The organism is Desulforhopalus vacuolatus (genome assembly GCF_016918505.1).
Lineage (GTDB): Bacteria > Desulfobacterota > Desulfobulbia > Desulfobulbales > Desulfocapsaceae > Desulforhopalus > Desulforhopalus vacuolatus.
Genome location: NZ_JAFFPZ010000015.1, coordinates 47,270 through 70,746, shown reverse-complemented (window position 1 = coordinate 70,746; position 23,477 = coordinate 47,270). Strand labels below are relative to the sequence as shown.

The following is a 23,477-nucleotide window of genomic DNA, read 5'->3' as shown; positions in this document are numbered from 1 at the left end:
CGCAAACGGTGATACCCACCGTTTGCGGGATTATCCTTTTTTACTCTTTTGCCCTGGTATCAGCCAGCCTCCATTGATGAAAATCTTCAATGAGCAGATACAGACACGGGACCAGAATCAGGGTGATTACCGTAGCGAACAGGATGCCGAACCCCAGTGACAGAGCCATGGGAATCATGAATCGGGCCTGCCGGGAGCTTTCAAAAATCATCGGGGCGAGGCCTCCGAAGGTGGTCAGAGTGGTCAGAATAATGGGCCGGAAACGACGCAGGCCAGCCAGGCGAACCGCCTCCACAGCCCCCGCGCCATTCTGCCGCTGCCGGTTGGCGTAATCAATGAACACCAGCGAGTCGTTGACCACTACCCCGGCCAGGGCCACAATTCCCATCATGCTCATCAGGCTTAAGTTGTATCCCATCAGCAGATGGCCAAGTATTGCCCCGACAATGCCGAAGGGAATGGCAATCATGATGATCAGAGGCTGGCTGTAGCTGCGAAAGGGAATCGCCAGCAGAAAATAGATGGCCATCATGGACAGAACAAACCCGCCAATCAGACTCTGCATACTCTCTTTCATGTCAGCCTGTCGCCCCTCGTAGCCACAGGTAAGACCGGGGAACTCTTGAGCCAGTTGAGGAAGGAGAGTTCGGCTGAGGGCGGCCTGAACCTGGCTGGTTTCCCCCATGGGTTCCACGCTGGCACTTACCGTCACCGTGCGCCGGGCATCCCGGCGACTGATGCTGGTATAGGCACGGCCCCGCCTGACCGTGGCAATTTCAGCCAGCGGCACAAAAACTCCATCCGGGGTGTGGATCATCAAATGCTCTACATTGTATTCGCTGGTACGCTCATTTTCGGGCAGTCGCACACGAACGGTCACCTCGTTTTGCCCCCGCTGCTGACTGAGAGCCTCAGCACCGGAGAATGCGTTGCGCACCTGACGGGCCACCTCGGCAGATGTAAGGCCCAGGCTCTGCCCTTCAATCTTGATAGAAAAATCCAGCTGCTGTTTGCCCGCTGTATAGCCGTCGTCAATATCCTTGACGTTGGAAAACCCGGCCAGCCTTGCGGCCAGAGCAGCACTGGCCTGGTCAAGCACATTGATATCAGAATGGGAGAGCTCAACAGTCAAGTCTGCCCCGGAACCGGGTCCTCCACCGTCCGACTCAAAGAGCAAAGATTCCAGACCAGCCATTGGACCGAGTTTTTCCCGCCACAACCGGGTCACTTCCCCGGTGTTTAAAGGACGCACTCCGGCATCAGTGAGGCAGGCGTTTACTTCCACCTTGTTTTCCGCAATCCTCGAGTACATCCCCTCGAGGAGGCGATCGCCCCCGTTTTCGGCAGCCACTGCTGCCATGGCTGCGGTGAGTTTCTTTTGAACTGCCTCAACCTTTTTCAGGGGACTTCCCACAGGGAGGACAGCGGTGACATCGGCATGGTCTGACTCGACCCGGGGCATCAGAATTATGCCCATGCGGCCACTGAGAGCGTAGCTGAGCACAATAATCAGTACCGTCAGGCAGAAGGCCACGGTCAGCCCCCGCCAATGAAGGCACAAGTCCAGAAAGGGGCCGTAGACCCGGTTAATGAATTGAGCAACCCTCTTTGTGAACGCCTGCTGCCAGCGCTGCAGACGGGAAAGAGCATCCCCTGCCGGACGATGCTTGAGATGTGCCAGATGGCCCGGCAGGATCAGCAGCGATTCAACCCAGGAGATGAGGAAAACAGTGATGACCACCAGGGGAACAACTTTCCAGATTTTCCCCATGGTCCCGGGAATAAAGGAAAGTGGCAAAAAAGCCACCACATTGGTCAAGATGGAAAAAGCGATGGGCATGGCCACATCCCGGGCACCGAGGACCGCGGCCCGGGCAAACCCCAGTCCCCGCTGCTGGTACTCGTAGATATTTTCACCGGCAACAATGGCATCATCGACCACAATCCCCAGGGCCACGATAAAGGCAAATAAGGAGATCATGTTGATGGACACCCCCATGACCGGGAGAAAGAGCAGGCTGCCGAGAAAGGCGGTGGGAATCCCCATGGTGACCCAGAAGGCCAGCCTGAATTCCAGAAACAACCCGAGGACAACCAATACCAGCAACAACCCCATGAAGGCGTTTTTCAACAGCAGTTCCAGACGCTGCTGGTACACTTCAGCCTGGTCGTGACTTATCTGCCAGGAGATGCCGGCGGGCAGATCCTGTTCGATTTCACTCATAGCCGCGCGAACAGCCCCGGCAACTCCGATGGGGGTCTGGGCTCCGACCCGGTAAATATCGATATTGATGCAGCGGCTTCCATTCCAGACGGCGGCCTGATCGCTGTCCTCAAAACCCTCACTCACCGTTGCAATATCTTCCAGATACACCACGGTCCCGGCTGCCGTTGTCACAATGGGGATCCGGGCGAACTCATCGGCCCAGTCACGGCGATCTTTTATCCGCAACAGGATATCCCCGCTGGCCGTATCCACCGAGCCACCGGGAATCTCGACAGAGGCGTTGTCGATGGCATCGGCGATCTCCTCCAGGGTGAGGCCATAGGCACGCAACCGATCCTCGGGCACTTCGACCTGGATTTCATAGTTCCGAATCCCGTGCAGTTCGACCTGGGTAATATGGGAATCCTGCAGTAACCGGTCACGCACAATATCAGCGGTCTTGCGCAGGGCCATTTCCGACACGTCACCGTAGAGGCTGAGGGCAATCACCTCCCGCAGGTGGGTGACAAGGGAGACCTCAGGTTCGTCAGCATCTTCTGGAAAGGTGGTGATTCGGTCAATCTCCTGCTTAATCTCCTGGTAGATTTTCTGCTGGTCGACGCCTTCCTCCAGCTCGGCAGTCACCGTCCCGTTACCCTCGGCAGCAATGGAGGTCAGCTCTTTGACCCCGACGATGGCGCGGATGGCCTCTTCCACCGCAAGGATAATTCCCTGCTCGACCTCTTCGGGGCTTGCCCCGGAGTAGTCAACACTCACTGTTACCATGTCCAGGTCAAATTCGGGAAAGACCTCCTGCTTGATGCGGGAGGTCATGAACAGTCCACCCAGTAACAAAAAAATCATCAACAGGTTGGGGGTAACCCGGTTATGAACCATCCAGGAAATGGGACCATGCGCCTCTGGCACAGAGTTATCGCTCATGACCGATCTCCCTGACCAGCCGTTTCTTTTGTTGCCATCCGACTGGCGGTATTGTCCACTGCTTTCAGCGACATCCCTGCAACGGGGGCAGCAATATCTGTGGTAATCAGTTTTTCCCCTGCTGCTATCCCACTGGTGATGAGCAGTTGATCCGTTCCCTTGAACGCAATCTCCACAGGGCGGATTACAAGATTTCCGTCACCGTCCATAATCCATACGCTGTTGCCGTTGCGGATGAACGCACGATCAATGGCTGCGGCCGAAGTCATCCCCTGCCCCTGAATCTCCACACGCACGTATTCACCGATGAGCATTTGAGGCTGCTCCGCACTGTCTGGCTTCAGGCTCAGGGGATCTTCCACCTGGACCAGCAGTCGCGCCATCCGGCCCTGTTCTTCCAGACCTGCTTCCAGGCGAATTACCCGACCCTCACGAAAAACGCCGTCACCCCAGGCGGCCGAGTCGTAAACCCGGACCAGAGCTCCCTGGTCGGCCTGCTTTTGTGGAATTTTGATCCAGCGCAACTGATCCACGGGGATGGACACTGTCACCCAGCAGGCATCGGTGCCCACCAGAGTAGCCAGCACGGTGGATTCGTCGGCCCGGGTACCAATATCCACAGCGCGTGACAATACCACCGCATTGAACGGGGCCTTGATCTCGGTGCGTGCAAGGTCGACCCGGGCCTGTTCGAGCCGGATCCGGGCCGATTCAAGGGTGGCGCGCAGGTTTTCCCGCTGGGGGCGACGCAGTATCAGTGCCTTCTCTACATCGCTCACTGTTTCATTCAACAGTGTGTACTCTTTTTGGGCGATCAGCTGGTTGCCCTGCTCAAGCTGTAAATCCGACTCGGCTTTAGCCACATCTGTCGTTAATTGCTTCACGGTCAGACGGTAGTCTGCAGGATCAATTTTCAACAGGGTCTCACCCTGCTGGAAATGACCCCCGGGTATCAGTTCAGCGCTCAGTTCGGTGATACTGCCGGTAACCTGTGGTTTGAGTTCCACAGTGCGGGCCGCCGCAACCGTGCCCATGCCGGTGATCATTGTCTGCCGGGGGCCGTAATTCACGCTCGTGTATTCCACCAGCGTCGTATTGCGCACCCGGGCTTTCGGTTTTGCCTGGGGACCGGTTTCCATCAGCCAGAAAGCAGTGCCTGCGCCTGCCATGATGACTGCCAGAGGCAGCAGCCTCCGAAGCACAAGGGAGGCCAGGGACCGCTGAGGGCGTTTTTTCATTTTAGTCTCAGATATTTCCAGGTTCACGGGATTGGGATTTTTTTGTTTCAACAACATGGGTTTCACCTTTTATTTTTCTGTCACGTGCAGGGTTGTTACTGTTTTTTCTTCTGCAGGGTCCCCTGCAGTACGGGACAAATCCTGTTCCGGCTGTTCCAGCGCCCAGCCCGAACCCAGGGCCAGACACAGATCAATTCGATCCTGTATCAGATTTTGTCTGGCGGTCAAAAGGCTGCGCTGCAACGTCTGCAGGGAGAGCTGTGCATCAAGCACTCGCTGGTAATCCTCCATGCCCTGAAGGTATCTGTCCCGCACCCGTTCGCTCACCTGGCCGGCCAGAGCCAGCTGCTTGTCGAGGCTGATAATAAATTCGCGCTGGCGCTGTTCCTGTACAAGGGCATCTTCCACCTCTTTCAGGGCATCAAGAATAGTCTGCCCCCAGGTATGCAGGGCCTCGGACGCAACAGCCCGGGTCCGATCGACCTCAGCCCGGAGCGCCCCCCCATCAACAATGGGAGCCACCAGGTTGGAGGCCAGTGTTACCAGCCAGTTGTTGAACAGGTCACGGGTATGCACACCCGAGGTCTCTGCATCGGCGGTAAGACTTAACTGGGGAAAGCGGTTGGCAATGGCCGCAGCCAGATCGCTGTCAGCAGCCTGAACACTGAAGTACGCGCTGCGGATATCCGGACGGCGGTTCATCAATTCTGCAGGCAGACCTGATTGCGGCATGGCTGGCAGATGTATCAGCGTCGTCACCCGGGGTGCCACGTTTTGTTGGGGAGGCTGTCCGAGCAGAATTGCCAGCTGGTGCTCTAAAACCCCGGCCTGAGCCAGGACCTCTGTTTTTTCCCCCTGGCTGGATTCCACCAGTTGTCGCTGCTGCAGCATATCGGCAATGCCGACCTGACCGGTGCAGACCTGGAGTGTCACCAGCTCGAGGATCTGTTCATTGTTCAGAATCTGCGCGTTCAGTATGTCCAATTGCCCGTACTGCTCAACCAGCTGATACCAGGCAGAGGCTACCTCCGCCGAGAGGGTCAGCGCGGTCGCCTGCAGATCCTGTTCGCTGGCCTGTGCGGCAAATGCAGCTGCATCGCGGCTGGACTGGATGCGGCCCCACAGGTCAACCTCGTAACTTGCGGCAAGCCCCACGGAATAGGTGTGGCCTTCAGTAGTCTCGCCGGAGTCGAACGACCAGTTTCGTGAGTCTTCAGCCTCAACATCGAGGGTCGGGAAAAGATCGGCCCCGGCACTTTTTGCCAGGGCCCGGGCCTGGCTGAGGCGATCCCATGCGGTTTTTAAACTGAAATTGTTCGCCAGAGCCTGATCCATCAGCCCGTTGAGTACCGAATCCTCAAACGACAACCACCATTGGTCCGGCAGGGCTGAATGACCGGATTCCGAGAACCGGTCCGGAACGGACAGTGGCATCTTTATATCGTGATTTGCCACACTGCAGCCTGAAATCAGGACCGCCAGCATTATGAACACCAGGGTCACCATGGCTCTCGGGTACAGGCGCCCTGTCCGTTGTGGAGCCAGATCAAACCAGTTCTTCTTTTGCATGGTCATCCTGCCTCCCCTGTCACGCGGGCACCTGCATCAGATGCTCTGGCTGCTGCAAATAATCCTGCCATTGCTGCGTCGACAGACAGGACAACTGTTTCATTTTCTGTATCAATCATTTTATCCACATCACTTTTAGAGATATTAGGGTGAGACACTCTCCCCGATCTGGGGGAATTCCATGGTAGTAATTGCTGACACCGCTGCGGTACCACCGGCAATTTTCATAAACGTACGGCGAAATATATCTTTGGGTGTTTAAAAACTTGCAATGTATAACCTCGCTGGCTTTTTTTGTGTTTTTTTAGACATGGAGATTTTCAACAGGAAGACCTCGATAGCGAAGGAAACCTGCCAGGCATGCCCCCTGGTTCAGTATGATGATGGAGATAAAAGCATCAACAGGGGAGACTCCGCTGACGCAAAGAAACGCGGAACAACAAGCCAGAACGGATGGAACAGCAAAAGGGTAAAAAAATCTATATTCAACTGTTTTATCGTATTTTATGAATCCTTGAGGAGCCATTGATGATTCGAAATTTACGCCACTGAATCTCATCATCCCAGTGACACCTGACGGGCCTCTACAGTCTCTTTTAACACATCGGTTTTCTATTTTTAGCAGGCTAATTTTTATTCAGCTAATTGTCAAGATTGTGCCAAAAATTTACTTAATTCTCTGGAGGAGACTCAGGATCATCACAAGGATCAATAACAGAGTAAAGGTGATGGTTATCAGACAACAGGTGTAGTCGTGTCCTCGACAAAAAAGGTTGTCGATTATGACCGCGCGGGAGAACATTATAAGATGTGTTTGGGAAAAATATTTGTAATGGTTAAGGCATGTTATATCTTTTGGCATATCTGCTGTAAAATACTCAACAAATAATGTGTTCTCTCTTCTCTGAAACATGACCAGTTCAGCTCTCTACAGTCCGGGAACAATCTTTACAGGAATTTCAAAAAGAATGGTACACTGACACGTAATGGACCTTTATGTAAAAGCGCAATAAAAGAGTGCTTGATATTGCCCGAAATGGAACAGGGACTTTGACTTTTAAGAGGTCCTTATAACGAAAGCCAGATAACCCAGGATGGAGAAAAATTATGTTTTGTTTTCAATGCCAGGAAACTGCTCACAATACCGGTTGTACAATACAAGGAGTTTGCGGAAAGCCTGAGAAGACCGCCAACCTGCAGGACTTATTGATTTTTGTACTCAAAGGAATATCTGTTTACGGCGAAAAGCTTAAAGAACTCGGAGTTCCTGATCGGGTAAATGATGATTTTGTTGCCCAGGGTCTTTTTGCCACTATTACCAATGCCAATTGGGATGATGCCCGCTTCACCTCCATGGTCACTGACGGCCTCAAACGTCGCGATCAGGCCAGGGACCGTTTTTTGGCGGCATATAAGGAAAAGAAAGGAAAGGATTTTGATGAGGTTCTGCCTGAAGCCGCAACCTGGGCTGCAAAGGACTCGTCAGTATACGCCGAAAAAGCAAAAGAAGTTGGCGTTTTGTCGACCGAAAATGAGGATGTTCGTTCATTGCGTGAATTGTTGATTATAGGGCTGAAAGGCATAGCCGCGTATGCTGACCATGCAGCCATTCTGGGATTTCACAAAGATGATATCAATGATTTCTTTATGGAAGCCCTCGCTTCAACCACCAAAGATTTGCCTGTTGATGAAATGATTGCTCTGGTTATGAAAGCAGGAGAAGCAGCAGTCAACACCATGGCCCTGCTCGATGAGGCCAACACGACGGCCTACGGCAATCCTGAAATTACTGAAGTAAACCTCGGCGTCGGCACAAAACCCGGAATTCTGATTACCGGCCACGACATGAAGGACATGGAAGAACTGCTCAGGCAGACAGAAGGCACAGGCGTAGATGTGTATACTCACGGTGAGATGCTGCCCGCCAACTCCTATCCCGCCTTTAAAAAATATGACCATCTCATCGGCAACTACGGTGGTTCATGGTGGCATCAGAATACAGAATTTGAGACCTTTAACGGTCCCATACTGTTCACGACAAACTGCCTGGTGCCGTTAAGAAAAAAAAATACGTATCTTGACCGGATGTTTACCACAGGTGTTGTCGGGTATGAAAATGCCGTACACATTGGTGACCGCCCGGAAGGTGGAGCCAAGGATTTTTCAGCCATCATCGAGAAAGCTAAAACGTGTGAACCTCCGATCGAAATTGAGACCGGCACTCTTGTCGGTGGCTTTGCCCATCATCAGGTACTGGCTCTGGCAGATAAGATTGTTGATGCAGTTAAATCCGGTGCTATCAAGCGCTTTGTGGTCATGGGCGGGTGTGACGGGCGTCAGAAAGGTCGGAATTACTATACGGAAATAGCCGAAAATTTGCCTGCGGACACGGTGATACTTACCGCTGGTTGCGCCAAATTCAGATATAACAAACTCAATCTTGGTGATATTGGCGGTATTCCCCGTGTGCTTGATGCCGGACAATGCAACGATTCCTATTCTCTTGCTGTCATAGCCCTTAAGCTCAAGGAAGTTTTTGGTCTGGAAGATATTAACGAATTACCAATCTCCTACGATATTGCCTGGTATGAACAAAAAGCAGTAGCCGTGCTCCTGGCCCTCCTCTTTCTCGGGGTAAAAGGCATTCGACTTGGACCGACGCTGCCTGCGTTTCTTTCACCGAATGTAGCTAAGGTGCTGGTGGAAAAATTTAATATCAAGGCTATTGGTACGGTAGAAGAAGACATTGCGGCGATGATGACCGGGGAGTAATACCATTCCGATTAAGGAATATCCTGTTTATCCATTCGTGGTTACAAACGACAAAAAGGAACCACGAATGGACACGAATAAACACGAATTATTACTGAAAAAAACCATAAGAGAATGCCCTTGTAGTTGAATTCGGTCTGTTGCCTGCTTTGAGGTAATTGATGTTTTCCGTGTCCTTCCGTGTTTTCCGTGGTAGCCAATTTTATTCATAATAATCCTGGTACACTGTACGGCTTAACTTCGGCTACAAACGTTTTCGTTTAATGCGTTGTCCCTGTTCGTGAAAATTCGTGTCCATTCGTGGTTACAAACTGCACATGGATATTGACATCCTCCCCGTTTTTTTTGTGAAAAAAAAGGACCGATCCTCTCTGGATCGGTCCTTTTTTCAACATCTCTCGGCACAGCATGAAAGCGGAAGGTATTATTCAGCCGCTTTTCTAGCCTGTTCAAGCCAGCTATTCCACGTGTCCGGGTTCTTGGAAATCCATTCGGCCACATGCTTCTTGATATCACTGGTAGATTTTTCACCCTCGTTCATCCGACTGTTCTGCTCATTGATATCAGCCAGGGAAAGCGTAAAAACCTCAAAAAACTTTTTGATTGCCGGATTGGCGTTGATAAATTTTTTGTTGGCCACAATACGAATATCTGCAGCGACAAAACCGAGTTTAACCGGATCGCTGACCGCTCCTTCCACACCGGAAGCCGTCAATTTCTCCACTACCGGTTTCTGACTTTCCGTGGGATTAATTTCCGGAACATTGATCCAGACAACATCCTTGCCCGGTTTGAATTTAAAAACAGTCCAGTTGGGACACCAGGTATAGAAAAAGGCCGGTCCACCACTTTTGTATCTGCCCAGAGTTGAAGCCATACCCGCCTCATAAGAAGCCTTGATGGGATTAATATCGTTTTCGAGCCCGTACACTTCCAGATGATGCGCAATGACTTTTTCACATCCCCATCCCGGAGGGCAGGCGGTCAGATCGGCCTTACCGTCACCGTTCTCGTCAAAGGCCTTCTTTACTTCGGGGCGTTTAAAATCAGCAAGAGAGGTGATGCCGAATTTATCGGCTTCTTTCTTGGAGACCAGGTATCCCTGCAGGCCACCGGCTTTGGCAACATAGCCATACATGTCGGCTTTTTCGAAAAAATTCTTCGGGAGCTGAGCATTATGAATGGGAAACCATCCATTCGTCCAATAATCTACATCACCGAGATACAAGGATTTGTAGAACAAGGGGTTGGTCAGATCTTTGGCACGCTTGACCTTATATCCAAGTTCCTCCAGTCCCTGACGAACCAGAGCCTCCTGAAAAAAGCCGGTGTTCCAGGTAGCCCGGGCCGGATGCACAGTGACGCCCTTTCCGGGTTTCATGTTCAAGGCATGGGCGGACGATACTCCGAGAAAGAGAATCGCCAGAGAAAGCAGTAAGTTGCGGATACGCATGTTTATCTCCTGTAAATTAATGGTTCCTGAAAAATTATTTTTGGGCAATGCCCTGCGTAAGTCGGTCAAGCAAAATAGCCATGAGTACAATAGCCAGTCCACCAACGACCGCGCCTCCGATATCCAGAGTATTCAGCCCCAGAACTACGGGCGATCCCAATCCGCCAGCCCCGATCAGGGCGGCAATGACAACCATGGACAAAGCCATCATGATGGTCTGATTGAGTCCCGCAAGAATGGTTGGCAGAGCCATGGGGATCTGCACTTTACGCAAAACCTGCCAGTTGGTCGCGCCAAAAGCCTGAGCGGCTTCCACCAGCTCGGGATGAACCTGCCGGATTCCCAGACTGGTCAGACGAATAATGGGAGGGAGTGCAAAAATGATCGTCGCCAGAACACCAGCCACGTTACCCACGGAAAAAAGCATCACGATAGGCACAAGATAGACAAAGGCCGGTGTCGTCTGCATGGCGTCCAGTACGGGGCGCAATCCAGCCTCGAATCTGTCACTGCGTCCGGCAATGATCCCCAGAGGGACGCCCAGCAGGGTACAGACGATTACTGAAGCCAAAACCATGGCCAGGGTGGTCATGGAATCTTCCCACAGCCCCAGCAAGCCTATCAGCACCATGGACACCACAGCAAAAATTCCCAGCTTGATACCTGAAAATTTCCAGGCCGCAAGAGCGAACACGACAATAACAATTAAAGGATGGATACTGTTCAGCCCCGAATCGAGTCCATTCAGCAAAAATTCCACCGGCCATTTCATGGCCTGAAAAACACCCCGGTAGTTATCCACCAGCATGTCTACAAACTGGGAAACCCAGCTATCGAGGGGTATAACACTTTCTGCAAACATCTATAGTTCCTCCTGAGACCCTGGAACGGGTCCGCTTTCAACGTTTATACAGGTTGATTTCATCCCGGACGGTGATCATTCTGCGGCATGACCATTTCGTGCTTTTTCCGTACGATGAAGAGTACGCAGGAAGCGATTTTTGGAAACGACTCCTTTATACCTGCCATTTTCATCCACCACCGGAACGGGCCAGGTATTGGAAGCCACAATAGGCAGAATATCCTGCATACTCACGGAAGCCTCCACGGCCCGGGTGTTGGGGATCAGCGCCGGATCAAGTGTTGTGGCCCCTGCTTCCAGGGCATCGTTTAAGGTGTCGGAAGAAACAATCCCCTGAAACTGCCGTTTGGCGTTCAAAATATATGCGTAATCATGTTCGCTGCCGCTCAATATTTCGTGGGCTGCCCTCAGGCTCCCCGACTTTGTCCGTATGATGGTGGGGTGGCTGTCACGTACGATATCCCCGGCCGACAAAATACTGGTCGGGTCAACACCTCTGAAAAATGCCCGAACATAATCATTAGCAGGATTTTGCAGAATTTCTTCGGGCGTGCCCACCTGCACAACCTGACCGCCTTCCATGATGGCAATACGATCGCCGATACGCAGCGCCTCGTCGAGGTCATGAGAAATAAAGACAATGGTCCGCTGCTGCTCTTCCTGGAGATTAAGCAATTCATCCTGCATTTCCCTCCGGATAAGGGGATCAAGGGCAGAAAAGGCTTCATCCATGAGCAGAATATCCGGATCAACAGCCAATCCCCGTGCCAGGCCCACCCGCTGCTGCATACCTCCACTGAGCTCTTTGGGATACGAATCCTCCCATCCTGCCAGTCCGACCTGTTCCAATGCCTCCATGGCCCGTTCACGCTGTTTGGCCTTGTCTGTTCCGGCCAGCTCAAGGCCAAAGGCCGTATTTTCCAACACCGTTAAGTGTGGCATCAAAGCAAAGGATTGGAAAACCATGCTCATGTTGCCCAGCCGGAAAGATACCAGCTCCCCGGGGCTCATGGCGGTTACTTCCTGGTCATCCACAAAAACCTTGCCCGAGGTCGGTTTGATGAGGCGGTTAAGCATACGCACCAGGGTTGATTTACCTGAACCGGAAAGCCCCATGATGACAAAAATTTCTCCGGCCTGGATGGAGAAAGAAGCGTTGTTCACCCCTACGGTCATCCCGGTTTTTTCCTGTACAGCTTTTTTGTCCATACCCTCGGCCAGCAGCTTCATGGCTTTTCCCGGACTGGGTCCAAAAATTTTATAAAGATTTTCTATACGTATTTTGTCCATCTACATCTCTCCTCTTCTCATTCCGTTTTTTTGCTCTCAAAGAGAACAGCGTCATCCGGGGACACTCTGGTCTCCTGAAAAGCATCATGGGGCATTGCGTCCTGTGCCATTGCGTCAGAGGTTCCACAGGGGGATTTTGGGAGCTTCCATCATCTCTACCAGTTTTTTGAGCATGATATCGAATTGCTCCTTTTCCTGAGCGGTCAGAGAATCCAACCCCTGTGCAAATCTTTCCTGTAAAGGCCAGGGCATCTCTTCTGTAAGCTTGAGACCCTCCGCTGTGAGAGCCACAAAAACCTGGCGGCGGTCCGTTCGGCTGCGCTCCCGGGTAATAAATCCCTTGGCTTCCAGTCTGTCCAAAATACCAATCACTATCAACCGGATCAAATGCGTGTCGTCCCGCCAGGGACAGATCTCAACCAGTTTATTCCACCCCGGGGAAACGAACTGGACAGTCCTCTTTTTCAGCAATTGACCTGTCACCTGAAAGAACCTGACAAACCAATTATTCTGGCTCTGTCACGCCCGGATCAACGAAAAAATATTCAGGCACTGATCGAGGCATTTGGACAATCTCCGCAACTCCAGGAACTGGCTAATCTACTGATCATTGCTGGCAACCGGGACGATATTGATGAACTGGAAGAGGGAGCGCAGGAGGTCTTTCACGAGCTGCTGACCGCTGTCGACCGCTATGATCTTTACGGTAAAGTCACTCTACCGAAACACCATCAACGCGATCAGGTCTCAATGATTTACCGGATTGCGACAGCGTCTGGTGGTGTTTTTGTCAACCCGGCGCTGACCGAACCGTTTGGCCTGACTCTGATTGAAGCTGCCGCCTGTGGTCTGCCGGTTGTCGCCACCGAAGATGGCGGCCCGCAGGATATCATAAGTAACTGCGAGAACGGCTTTTTGATTGATCCACTTGAACCTGATACAATAAGTGAAGCCCTGGTGAAACTCCTTGAAGATCAGGCGTTGTGGCACAGTTTTTCTGAGCGGGGACTGGCTGAAGTGAAAGAACACTATTCCTGGGATGCCCATGCCAGACGCTATCTCAAGATTGTCAAACCGATCGCCGCACACTCGGAACAGTTATTACGCCAACCAGTGAAATTGCGTACCGGCCTGTATCGTGATCGGGCGATTGTCAGTGATCTTGGTCATAATTTGATCGGTGATGACACATCGCTTGAACAATTACTGCAACTGTTGCGCCAGCAACGTAAAAACAGCTACTTTATCATCGCTACCGGGCGGCGGCTTGATTCCGCATTAAAGGTGATGAAAAAACATAAAATTCCGCGGCCGGATGTATTGATCACCAGCAGCGGGACGGAGATCTACCATGCCCCCCTGCTGACGGCAGATGCAGCCTGGACGCGGCATATCGATTATCAATGGAGACTGCGCAGGGTAAAGGCTCTGCTGAAGGATTACCCTGGTCTAAAGATTCAGAGCAATATTGAGCAAAGCCGTTATAAAGTGAGTTATTATATCGACCCGAAACTGGCGGATATTGAGGAGCTCAAGCAACTGCTGCATCAGGAAGAACTGGCTGTTTTTGTACAGGTCGCGTTTGGCCAGTTTCTCGATATCCTGCCACTGCGAGCCTCCAAAGGGATGGCCTTACGCTACATCGTCGGCCAGCTCAATATTCCGCTGCATAATGTTTTTGTCGCTGGCGGGTCAGGAGCAGATGAGGATATGATGCGAGGCAACACCCTGGCCGCAGTGGTGGCGAATCGCCACCGTGAAGAGCTGTCGCAGCTGGATGACATTGAACGCATCTATTTTTCCCAGACATCGAACGCCGCCGGAATTCTTGAAGCCCTCGATTTCTACGATTTTTTCGGTCGCTGCTGCGATCCAAAGGATATCGAGAAAAGTGACGCCGATGAATAAAGTGCTGTTGTGTACCGATATGGACCGCACGGTTATCCCCAATGGCCGCCAGCCGGAACACCCCGACGCCCGCCAGCGCTTTCGACAGCTGTGCGCATTAGAGGAACTGTGTCTGGTCTATGTTACCGGCCGCCACCGGCAGCTGGTTCAACAGGCAATTGTGAGCTGGCAACTCCCCCAACCCGACTACGCTGTCACTGATGTCGGCACAAAAATCTATCGGCTGGTTCGAGGGGAGTGGCGCGAGATGCTCTCCTGGCAGAAACAGATTGCCAGTGACTGGCGGGGAAAAACGCATGAGGAACTGCAGCAGGCGCTGCAGTTTTGCCCGGAACTGGTGTTGCAGGAACGCAGCAGGCAGAACAACTTTAAACTGAGCTATTACCTGCCGCTGAGTGCCAATCGAGAACATATTTTTGCTGCAGTCGAAAATCAATTGACGCAGCTGGGCGTAGATGCCAGCCTGATCTGGAGCATTGACGAGCCGGAACAGATCGGCCTTCTTGATGTGTTACCACGCCATGCCACCAAGCTGCACGTCATCGAATTTTTACAGCACCACCTGGGATATGAACACCACGAGGTTATTTTTGCCGGTGACAGTGGCAACGATCTCCCGGTACTGGTCAGCCCCATCCAGTCGGTACTGGTGGCCAATGCCGAGCCGGAGGTCAGGCAGCAGGCGCAGAGCGGGGCTCGAAAAAACGGGTGTACGCATGCCCTCTATCTTGCTCAGGAGAACTTTTCACTGGGTGGTAACTACGCTGCCGGGGTATTGCAGGGAGTTCTCTTTTTCGCCCCGCAGACAGGAACACAGCTGAAATTGTCATAAGGCTACCCATAAAAGATAAAACGCGAAGGAACACGAAGGACGGCAAAAACATTTGAGAAGTACAACACAAGGTATCCACAAACAACACACCCAGCAAGGCGGCTTATGTACGAACAGATTTCCCATACTCTTTTGAATGATATTCTCAACCGCATTAAACCAGAAATTTCGCAACAGGATCTGCGCCATTTTTACACCCGGCTGGGAGCGAACTTTTACGGCATTCACTCCCTCTTTGAGCGTCTCTATGGCAAGCGCGACGATTTTGCCCAACAGGCCCAGCACCTCGTCGAAACCATGGCACAGCAATATATCAGGCGGCCAGAAAAACTCCGCCAGCTCGACCTGGCACGGGAAAAAGATTACAACTGGTTTCTCAGTCAACAACTGGTTGGGATGGCTCTGTATTGCAAGGGCTTTGCCGGAACGCTGCAGGGCCTGCAGGAACGGCTGCACTATTTCCAGGAACTGGGCATCAATCTGGTTCATGTAATGCCAATCCTGCGCTGCCCGGAAGGAAGCAGTGATGGCGGCTATGCCGTGAGTGATTTTCGGGAAATTAATCCGGAAGTCGGCACGCTGGAAGATGTGCAGGCCCTGAGCGCAGAGATGAAAAAGCGTGACATTCTGCTGGTGCTCGATGTCGTTGTCAACCACACTTCCAACAAACATTACTGGGCGACCAGAGCCAAAGCTGGCGAAAAAAAGTATCAGGAGTATTACTACACCTTCAAGACACGCAATATCCCGGACATGTTCGAGCAGAGCATGCCAGAAGTTTTCCCGGAAACCGCCCCAGGTAATTTTACCTGGGATGAGGAAATGGGCCGCTGGGTAATGACCGTCTTCAATGATTATCAGTGGGATCTCAACTACAGCAATCCGGCGGTTTTCATTGATATGCTCAACGTCGTCCTGTTCTGGGCGAACCAGGGAGCCGACATCCTGCGGCTGGACGCAGTGGCTTTTCTCTGGAAAAAAATTGGCAGCACGTGTCAGAATGAGCGTGAAGCACATTTGCTGTTACAACTGATGAAAGACTGCTGCCAGGTGACTGCCCCGGGGGTTGTTTTTATTGCCGAGGCAATTGTTGGACCGGTGGAGATGGTTAAATATTTTGGCGAAGATGCGGTTATCGCCAAGGAGTGTGAGATTGCCTATAACGCAACGTATATGGCACTGCTCTGGGATGCAGTCGCGACAAAAAATGCCCGTCTGCTGAATCAGGGGATAAAAAACCTGCCGGTCAAACTGGAGCGTGCCACATGGTTAAATTACATTCGTTGTCACGATGATATCGGCCTGGGCTTTGATGATCGGGATATTCTCCAGTGCAACTATGAACCAGCCAGACATCGCAAATTTCTGATTGATTATTTCACCGGTAAGTTTGATGATTCGCACGCACGCGGCCTGCCCTTCGGTGAGAACGCTAAAACGGGCGATGCGCGTATTTCCGGTTCTCTTGCCTCCCTGGTCGGATTGGAATATGCCCTGGAAATTGAAGATGACAACGCGATTCGGGATGCCATCAAACTCATCCTGCTGCTCCACAGCATGATTATGTCCTTTGGCGGCCTGCCACTGCTCTACTATGGTGATGAAATTGGCACCCTGAACGACGATTCCTATCGCGACGATCCCTATAAAAAAGGGGATACCCGATGGGTTCATCGACCTTCCATTGACTGGGAAAAAGCTGAGCGCAGGCAAACCCCGGGAACCGTCGAGTATGAAATTTTCACTGCCTTGAAACGGATGATTGCAGTACGGAAAGAAATTGGTGTTTTCGCCGATTTCAACAATCGCGAATTGATTGAAGTAGAGAATCCACACCTGTTTGTATTTGGTCGCTACCAGCTGCAAAAAGTACAAAAAGAGGTCCTGGTTGTCGGTAATTTCAGCAACAAACCACAGCACTTGAATCTTGAAGACCTGGGAAGTTGGGGAACAAAGGACCGGCCGCTGGTCGATATCTATCGTGGAGAAAGCCCCGATCTTTTCAAAAACAGTCTCGTGATCCCCGCCTTTGAATTTTACTGGCTGTGCGAGACGGTCTGAGCTGTAAGACCATTTACATTTTGTATTGGCGGATTCAAAGGCAGGGGCGGGAAAAGGGAGAAAGGAGACGGGAGACGGGGAAAAGCAAAAGACGGAACAGCGAAAAACTTTTTGCCAACGAATAACAGCTCGAAACATGCGAATAAAGGCAAAAAACTTTAAGAAGTTACGCTTTTATAAAAAATGCCCTTTTTCGCATGATTAGACCTTTTCTATGAAGTTATGCTCGTTTTATACCATTTACATTTTGTATTAACCAGAGAACGCGACTACGTAGACATCTTTTTTGGCGATGACGAATGAGTAATAATTCGTGTTTATCCGTGTCCATTCGTGATTCCTTTTGCAGTTTGTAACCACGAATGGACACGAATTTTCACGAACAGGGACAACGCATTAAACGAAAACGTTTGCATCCGAAGTTAAGCCGTACAGTGCACCAGGAGTATTAATCAACTTTGGGAGTCATCCGAAAGTCGGGGTTGAGTGTTTTACGCTCTCATATTCCGTGCTTTCCGTGTTTTCCGTGGTTTTTACCAGGAGCATGAGAACAGACCCTGCTCCTTATGGGCCGATAAGTAGAAACAATACATTGCCATGGGTCTCATGCAGTTTGCTACTACGGAAAACATCAATTACCTCAAAGCAAATAACAGACCGAATTCAACAACAAGGGCATTCTCTTATGGTTTTTTCAGTAATAATTCGTGTTTATTCGTGTCCATTCGTGGTTCCTTTTGTCGTTTGTAACCATGAATGGATAAACAGGAGACAAAACGGGGTATAACTTAATAGAAATGGTATTACATCCTGTTTATCCATTCGTCATCGCCAAAAAAGATGTCTACGCAGTCGCGTTCTCTGGTCAGTAAAAAATGTGATTGGTGTTATAATGTCAGGAAAATGGCCAGTGTCACCTCCAGTCAAACTGGAGGTGGGACACTATAGAGAAAAATATACTTTGTTTCATATCAACCAAAAAGGAAAGAGGTCATGAAAGCTGTAAAAATTGCCGATGGAATCCATTGTCTCCCCGTTAATTTGGAAAATTATCAATTATTTGAAGGAATGTGGCCGATGCCGCATGGCATCTCGATCAATGCCTATGTGGTTGAAGGCGATAAAACAGCCCTTATCGACCTGATTGAGGATACCGATGATAAACCGGCAGATTTTCAGGACGAGCTGCATTCCATCTCGTTGGATGAGCGCACAATTGATTATCTGATTATTAACCACATGGAACCGGATCATACCAGCTGGCTGCCGAAACTGATTGAGAAAAACCCCAATCTGCAGATCTGTTTGACCAAAAAGGCGGCAGGGGTATTGAAGTCGTTTTTTGGTATTGAGAGCAACCTGCATCTGGTGGGTACTGGCGACAGCCTTGATCTGGGACAGGGCAAGGTGCTGCACTTTTACGAGACGCCGAATATCCATTGGCCGGAAACAATGATGACATACGAAGAAAGCAGTGGCGTGCTCTTTTCCTGTGATGCTTTTGGTTCCTATGGCACACTGGATGGGGTCTATTTTGATGATCAGTTGTCGGCGGAGCAACGTGTGTTTTTCCACAACGAGGCGTTGCGCTACTACGCCAACATAGTTGCCAGTTTTTCCAACTTTGTGATCAAGGGCATAGATATACTCAGTGGACTGGATCTTAAAGTAATTGCCCCCTCGCACGGGATTATCTGGCGGGAAAATCCCCAGGCTATTATAGATTCCTATACCCACTTTGCCGGTTATATGAACGGCCCGGCAGAGCCGGAGATCACTCTGATCTGGTCGAGCATGTACGGCAATACAGGCAAGGTGGTGGACAGCATTATTGAAGGTGTACGTTCCACGGGGATGACACTGCATGTACATCGCGTGCCGGAAGATCACGTGGGGATAATTCTGGCCTCGGCGTGGCGCTCGTCGGGAATTATTATAGGGATGCCAACCTACGAATACGAGATGTTCCCCCCCATGGCCTGGGTACTGGATATGTTCCGGCGTAAAAAGGTATGGAATAAAAAAGTGCTGCGCTTTGGTTCCGCTGGCTGGTCAGGTGGAGCACAACGCGAGCTGGATCGACTGACAGAAAAACTCAAGTGGGAATTTGTGGAACCAATCGAATGGTTTGGAGCACCGGGTGCTGAAGAGAAAGCCCGGGCGAAGAGCCAGAGCCAGGCACTGGTGCAGCTGATACGAGACCAGTCTTGTCCCGACACCCCTGAAAAACCGTAACAGTGTAATTTGAGAAGGTGCGCAGTAAATCCTCCATATTTTTTATATCGAGAATATGGAGGATTTATGGGTATCCCAGAGACAGCAAACGTCTCAAGATCATATCAAGGTTCCCATCAAATGAATTCAAGGTACCTTTAAAAAGAAATTTCATCGACAGACAAAACCGGGGAGAAAAATCATGCCGCATGTTGTGCTTGAACACGCCAAATTAACACCGGAGCTCTTTCAAGCGATAGAAACACTAACCTTAAAGACAGACACAGGCATTCTCAAACTTGGCGAGAAGTATATCAATGCCACAGGAACCATAGTTTTGATCGAATCTTTGGCTGTTGAGAATTCTAAAAATCAGCGTTTCTTTATCCAGTTATCACAAAAAGATACAAGCCTGACTGTTCGCTTATTGCCTCAAACAGATCCAGAAAAAACCCCCGGGGTGAAAATGTTAATGGCCAGAGTAGCAAAACAAATAAAGGATAGCAGTGCTGCAATTAATTATGGTAAAACAAACCTGCAGGATTATTTATTGCAGTAATTTCCGATAAATTTATCTCATTTTATACATATACCTGCCTAATATCAATATATTGGAGATATTTTATAATGAAAAAGATATTGCAATATCAATTTGAGAAACGGGACTGCTTTTATAAAGTTGCTTGCAAAGCATAAAGAATTTTATCTGGGATAAATAAAAATGGAAGATCTTTTTAAATATTTTACACCACTTATTTATTGGGTTTTGATAATAATTTGGCTTTATATTTTGATCTTTTATTTTTTAAAATTAAAGCGCAGATGGAAACGAGATGAATTATTAGGATTATTATTAATTATCCTGTCAATTGATGCGTTTAGAACTCTTCTTGAAAGCACGTATTTTGGTCTTTGGTATACATCCCTTTCCGGATTAATACCAATACATATTTTTAATTTTCTTGCACAACCACAAATTGTATTTTTCCCAAAAATTATCAATTTAATTGCAGCAATTTTAATATTAACAATCCTGATAAATAAATGGTTACCGTCGGAAATAATCCAAAAAGAGAGAACCAAAACCTTAATTAAAAAGCAAAGTTCCGAATTATTAAAAAAAAATAAAGAGCTCATTGATTTAACAAACGCATTACAAGAGAGTGAAAGTCTTTATAGAGAAACACAAAGAATAAGTAAAATGGGTGGCTGGATTTACGATGTAGAAAGCAAACAAACAACTTTTACCGATACTATTTACGAGATTTATGGGAAAAAGTTTTCAACAACAGAAGAAGGGATAGAATTTTATCATCCGGATGATAAAGAAAGAGTTTGGAATTCATTTAACGAAGCAATCACAAAACAAAAACCGTATGACTTGCAAGTGAGATTTATAAATGCACAAGGAAATACTTTATTTGTGAGAACTCTTGGACAACCTTTAGTTAAAAATGGAAAAGTTGTCAAAATATACGGTAATTTAATAGATATCAGCGACTGTAAAAAGACGGAAGAAGCACTCCGAAAAAGTGAATCCACCATTCGAAATAAACTTAAAGCTATTACAGAATACAAGGGCGATATTGAATCACTTGATCTCAATGACATCATCGATGTCGATGTTTTACAGTCGCTGATAACTCAATTTTACAAGGTAGTACCTGTTGCAATCTCTATTAGTGATCTTTCGGGAAAGTCTTTGGTTTCAGCAGGCTGGCAGGATATCTGCACAAAATTCCATCGATGTCATCCAGAAACAGCTCTGAACTGCCACAAAAACGACACGGTAGTTGCCAGCAGTGTGCCATTTGGTACATCTAAAAACTACCACTGTAAAAATAACATGCGGAACATGGCTGCGCCTGTCGAAATTAATGGCAAGCATTTCGGAAATGTCTTCATCGGACAGTTTTTTTATACCGACGAAGAGCCGGATATCAATATTTTCAGGCAGATGGCACTTCAATATGGGTTCGATGAGGCCGAATACCTGGCTGCGCTCGGGCGTGTTCCAAGGCTGACCAGACAAACTGCTGATGCGTCGATGGCATTCTTATCCGAATTGGCCAAATTAATTTCCCGCATGAGTTTCAGCACCATTCAACAAACGAAATTACTTGCCGAGCGTAAGCTGTCTGAACAGTCTCTTCGCGAAAGTAAAGAAAAGTTTTCGAGTGCATTTAACAAATCGCCAATTCCATTAGCCATCACGGATTTTGAAACAGGTGAAAGAATTGCCATCAATGATAAATATGCAGAAATTTTCGGATATTCAAGGGTTCAAATTCTGAGTGGCAACGGGGAAAAAAATAATCTTGCAGCAGAGACAAAAGCGCTTATGGGAGCAGTCGATCACAGTAGTCGTGAAAGTTTTCTGCAGAATTATCCCTTCCGAATGGTTACAAAAGATGGCAACGTTCGAGATATTCTGGTAAGTGCGGCCAGAATCAACAACGAAAACAAGAGTCAGTTTATTGTTTCGCATGTAGATATCACAGAACAAAAGCAGGCAGAAAAAGAGCTCACTGAATCACGAGATCTATTACGCTCTGTTCTGGAAAACATACCTATTCGTGTCTTCTGGAAGGACACAGATTTTCGCTATCTTGGCTGCAATACACTCTTTGCTTTTGATGCGGGAATGTTACGCCCGGAAGACGTGATTGGTAAGGATAATTCTCAGCTGGGATGGGGTGAAGAAGTCACGTTGTACAACTTAGATGATAAACTTGTGATTGATTCCAATACACCAAAAATTGGTTATGAAGAACCGCAAAGTACTCCCGACGGACATACAAAGTGTTTGCATTCATCCAAGGTGCCACTCCACGATTCAAAAGGAAAAGTCATTGGTGTGCTGGGTATCTATGACGATATCACAGAACAAAAGCAGGCGGAGAGGGAGCACAAGATATTGGAAGACCAGTTACAGCAAGCCCAGAAAATGGAATCTGTGGGCCGACTGGCAGGAGGAGTAGCACACGATTATAATAATATATCCAGTATCATCCTCGGTTATTCGGAATTAGCTTTGGCCAGGCTTGAAAAGAGTGATCCTTTGTATGGATACCTTATGGAGATTAACACAGCCGTAAAACGTTCGACAAGCGTTACCCGGCAATTACTGGCTTTTGCCCGCAAACAAACGGTTGCGCCCAGGGTGCTTGATCTGAATGACACAATAGGAGATATGCTCAAAATGCTCCAGCGGCTTATCGGTGAAGATATCGATATTGTCTGGAAACCTGGAGATGAAATACGACCGATTAAAATTGATCCAACCCAAATTAATCAAATCATGGCAAATCTCTGCGTTAACGCCAAAGATGCCATAGCCAATGTGGGCAAGGTTACTGTCGAAACGAAAAATATCACCTTTAATGAAAACGACTGCACCTGTTACGAGGGATTTGTTCCAGGCGAGTATGTACAACTCTCTGTAAGCGATAATGGCTTCGGTATGACACCAGAGACCCGGGACAAGATTTTTGAGCCGTTTTTCACGACCAAAGTTACAGGCAAAGGGACCGGACTGGGACTGTCCACCGTTTATGGTATTGTCAAACAGAACAATGGTTTTATCAACGTCTGCAGTGAAATGAAAAAAGGAACAATTTTCAGGATTTATTTCCCCGTATATACAGAACAAACAGTTAAAGTACAAAGTGAAAAAAAGATACAACTTCCATTAAGCAGAGGCGAGACGATATTGCTGGTTGAGGATGATGACTCAATACTGAAAATGGTTAAAAGAATGGTCGAAAAACTTGAATATGCTGTATTATTTTCCAGCAGTCCAGTGGAGGCCGTCAAATTGGCAACAGAACATGCAGACGATATACATCTTCTGATAACGGATGTCGTTATGCCCGCGATGAATGGTCGAGAGCTGTCCGAGCGCCTGAAAAGCCATTATCCTCATCTCAAGACCCTTTTTATGTCCGGGTACACGGCTGACATCATTGCACCCCGGGGCGTCCTGAAGGAGGGTGTTAATTTTATAGAGAAACCCTTTTCAAACAAGGAACTGGCCCTTAAAATCAGAGAGATTCTGGATAAGGTTAAGGGTTGATTGAGGAAAGAGAGGCAGGAAGAAGGAGGCAGGAGACAGGGAAAAGTCTCCGTAG

14 protein-coding genes are annotated in these 23,477 nt (G+C 49.0%); 7 read left to right on the top strand and 7 right to left on the bottom strand.

The annotated features are described in order from the left end of the window. Positions 1-40: 40 nt before the first annotated feature. From JWG39_RS10565 to JWG39_RS10555, 3 genes are read right to left on the bottom strand one after another with little or no spacing between them, the layout of a single operon-like run. Positions 41-3,148: an efflux RND transporter permease subunit gene (locus JWG39_RS10565; RefSeq protein WP_205219359.1), complete on the bottom strand. Its 3,108-nt coding sequence runs from the start codon at positions 3,146-3,148 to the stop codon at positions 41-43. Then, complete coding sequence (locus tag JWG39_RS10560) at positions 3,145-4,443, bottom strand: efflux RND transporter periplasmic adaptor subunit (protein ID WP_205219358.1); 1,299 nt, start codon at positions 4,441-4,443, stop codon at positions 3,145-3,147. Before JWG39_RS10560 ends, JWG39_RS10565 begins: the two co-directional genes overlap by 4 nt. 12 nt (positions 4,444-4,455) lie before the next feature. After that, positions 4,456-5,961: an efflux transporter outer membrane subunit gene (locus tag JWG39_RS10555; RefSeq protein ID WP_205219357.1), complete on the bottom strand. Its 1,506-nt coding sequence runs from the start codon at positions 5,959-5,961 to the stop codon at positions 4,456-4,458. Between the two features lie 1,101 nt (positions 5,962-7,062). Between JWG39_RS10555 and hcp the strand changes: the two genes are divergently transcribed. Continuing rightward, a complete protein-coding gene (hcp, locus tag JWG39_RS10550; protein WP_205219356.1) occupies positions 7,063-8,727 on the top strand; it encodes a hydroxylamine reductase in 1,665 nt (554 codons plus the stop codon). 424 nt (positions 8,728-9,151) lie between these two features. Here hcp and proX read toward each other — a convergent pair whose 3' ends face one another. From proX to JWG39_RS10530, 4 genes are all read right to left on the bottom strand, one after another. Beyond that, positions 9,152-10,180, bottom strand: coding sequence for a glycine betaine/L-proline ABC transporter substrate-binding protein ProX (gene proX / locus JWG39_RS10545; protein WP_205219355.1), 1,029 nt, complete (start codon positions 10,178-10,180; stop codon positions 9,152-9,154). A gap of 34 nt (positions 10,181-10,214) precedes the next feature. Next, positions 10,215-11,042: an ABC transporter permease gene (locus JWG39_RS10540; protein ID WP_205219354.1), complete on the bottom strand. Its 828-nt coding sequence runs from the start codon at positions 11,040-11,042 to the stop codon at positions 10,215-10,217. 75 nt (positions 11,043-11,117) lie between these two features. Further along, positions 11,118-12,332, bottom strand: a complete 1,215-nt coding sequence (gene proV / locus JWG39_RS10535; RefSeq protein WP_205219353.1) for a glycine betaine/L-proline ABC transporter ATP-binding protein ProV — start codon at positions 12,330-12,332, stop codon at positions 11,118-11,120. A 114-nt stretch (positions 12,333-12,446) separates the two neighbouring features. Next, positions 12,447-12,704: a transcriptional regulator, SarA/Rot family gene (locus tag JWG39_RS10530; protein ID WP_205219352.1), complete on the bottom strand. Its 258-nt coding sequence runs from the start codon at positions 12,702-12,704 to the stop codon at positions 12,447-12,449. A gap of 15 nt (positions 12,705-12,719) precedes the next feature. Here JWG39_RS10530 and JWG39_RS10525 point away from each other — a divergent pair, with 15 nt between their 5' ends. The 6 genes from JWG39_RS10525 (at position 12,720) to JWG39_RS10500 (ending at position 23,422) form a co-directional block, all read left to right on the top strand. Next, complete coding sequence (locus tag JWG39_RS10525; protein WP_205219351.1) at positions 12,720-14,240, top strand: HAD family hydrolase; 1,521 nt, start codon at positions 12,720-12,722, stop codon at positions 14,238-14,240. Further along, positions 14,233-15,072 (top strand): HAD-IIB family hydrolase, encoded by an 840-nt coding sequence (locus JWG39_RS10520; protein ID WP_205219350.1) that lies wholly within the window; start codon positions 14,233-14,235, stop codon positions 15,070-15,072. The genes JWG39_RS10525 and JWG39_RS10520 overlap by 8 nt, the downstream gene beginning before the upstream one ends. A 105-nt stretch (positions 15,073-15,177) precedes the next feature. After that, positions 15,178-17,133, top strand: coding sequence for an amylosucrase (locus tag JWG39_RS10515; RefSeq protein WP_205219349.1), 1,956 nt, complete (start codon positions 15,178-15,180; stop codon positions 17,131-17,133). 993 nt (positions 17,134-18,126) lie between these two features. Further along, positions 18,127-19,368: an FprA family A-type flavoprotein gene (locus JWG39_RS10510; protein WP_205219348.1), complete on the top strand. Its 1,242-nt coding sequence runs from the start codon at positions 18,127-18,129 to the stop codon at positions 19,366-19,368. A gap of 181 nt (positions 19,369-19,549) precedes the next feature. Continuing rightward, positions 19,550-19,906, top strand: coding sequence for a hypothetical protein (locus JWG39_RS10505; protein WP_205219347.1), 357 nt, complete (start codon positions 19,550-19,552; stop codon positions 19,904-19,906). Between the two features lie 162 nt (positions 19,907-20,068). Next, entirely contained in the window at positions 20,069-23,422 is a 3,354-nt protein-coding gene (locus tag JWG39_RS10500) for a PocR ligand-binding domain-containing protein (protein WP_205219346.1), read from the top strand. Positions 23,423-23,477: the final 55 nt, after the last annotated feature.

Excerpts from the sequence above, each read along its gene's own strand:
- JWG39_RS10565 (WP_205219359.1), bottom strand. The coding sequence starts at position 3,148 with ATGAGCGATAACTCTGTGCCAGAGGCGCATGGTCCCATTTCCTGGATG.
- JWG39_RS10560 (WP_205219358.1), bottom strand. The coding sequence starts at position 4,443 with ATGTTGTTGAAACAAAAAAATCCCAATCCCGTGAACCTGGAAATATCT.
- JWG39_RS10555 (WP_205219357.1), bottom strand. The coding sequence starts at position 5,961 with ATGACCATGCAAAAGAAGAACTGGTTTGATCTGGCTCCACAACGGACA.
- hcp (WP_205219356.1), top strand. The coding sequence starts at position 7,063 with ATGTTTTGTTTTCAATGCCAGGAAACTGCTCACAATACCGGTTGTACA.
- proX (WP_205219355.1), bottom strand. The coding sequence starts at position 10,180 with ATGCGTATCCGCAACTTACTGCTTTCTCTGGCGATTCTCTTTCTCGGA.
- JWG39_RS10540 (WP_205219354.1), bottom strand. The coding sequence starts at position 11,042 with ATGTTTGCAGAAAGTGTTATACCCCTCGATAGCTGGGTTTCCCAGTTT.
- proV (WP_205219353.1), bottom strand. The coding sequence starts at position 12,332 with ATGGACAAAATACGTATAGAAAATCTTTATAAAATTTTTGGACCCAGT.
- JWG39_RS10525 (WP_205219351.1), top strand. The coding sequence starts at position 12,720 with ATGCGTGTCGTCCCGCCAGGGACAGATCTCAACCAGTTTATTCCACCC.
- JWG39_RS10520 (WP_205219350.1), top strand. The coding sequence starts at position 14,233 with ATGAATAAAGTGCTGTTGTGTACCGATATGGACCGCACGGTTATCCCC.
- JWG39_RS10515 (WP_205219349.1), top strand. The coding sequence starts at position 15,178 with ATGTACGAACAGATTTCCCATACTCTTTTGAATGATATTCTCAACCGC.
- JWG39_RS10510 (WP_205219348.1), top strand. The coding sequence starts at position 18,127 with ATGAAAGCTGTAAAAATTGCCGATGGAATCCATTGTCTCCCCGTTAAT.
- JWG39_RS10505 (WP_205219347.1), top strand. The coding sequence starts at position 19,550 with ATGCCGCATGTTGTGCTTGAACACGCCAAATTAACACCGGAGCTCTTT.
- JWG39_RS10500 (WP_205219346.1), top strand. The coding sequence starts at position 20,069 with ATGGAAGATCTTTTTAAATATTTTACACCACTTATTTATTGGGTTTTG.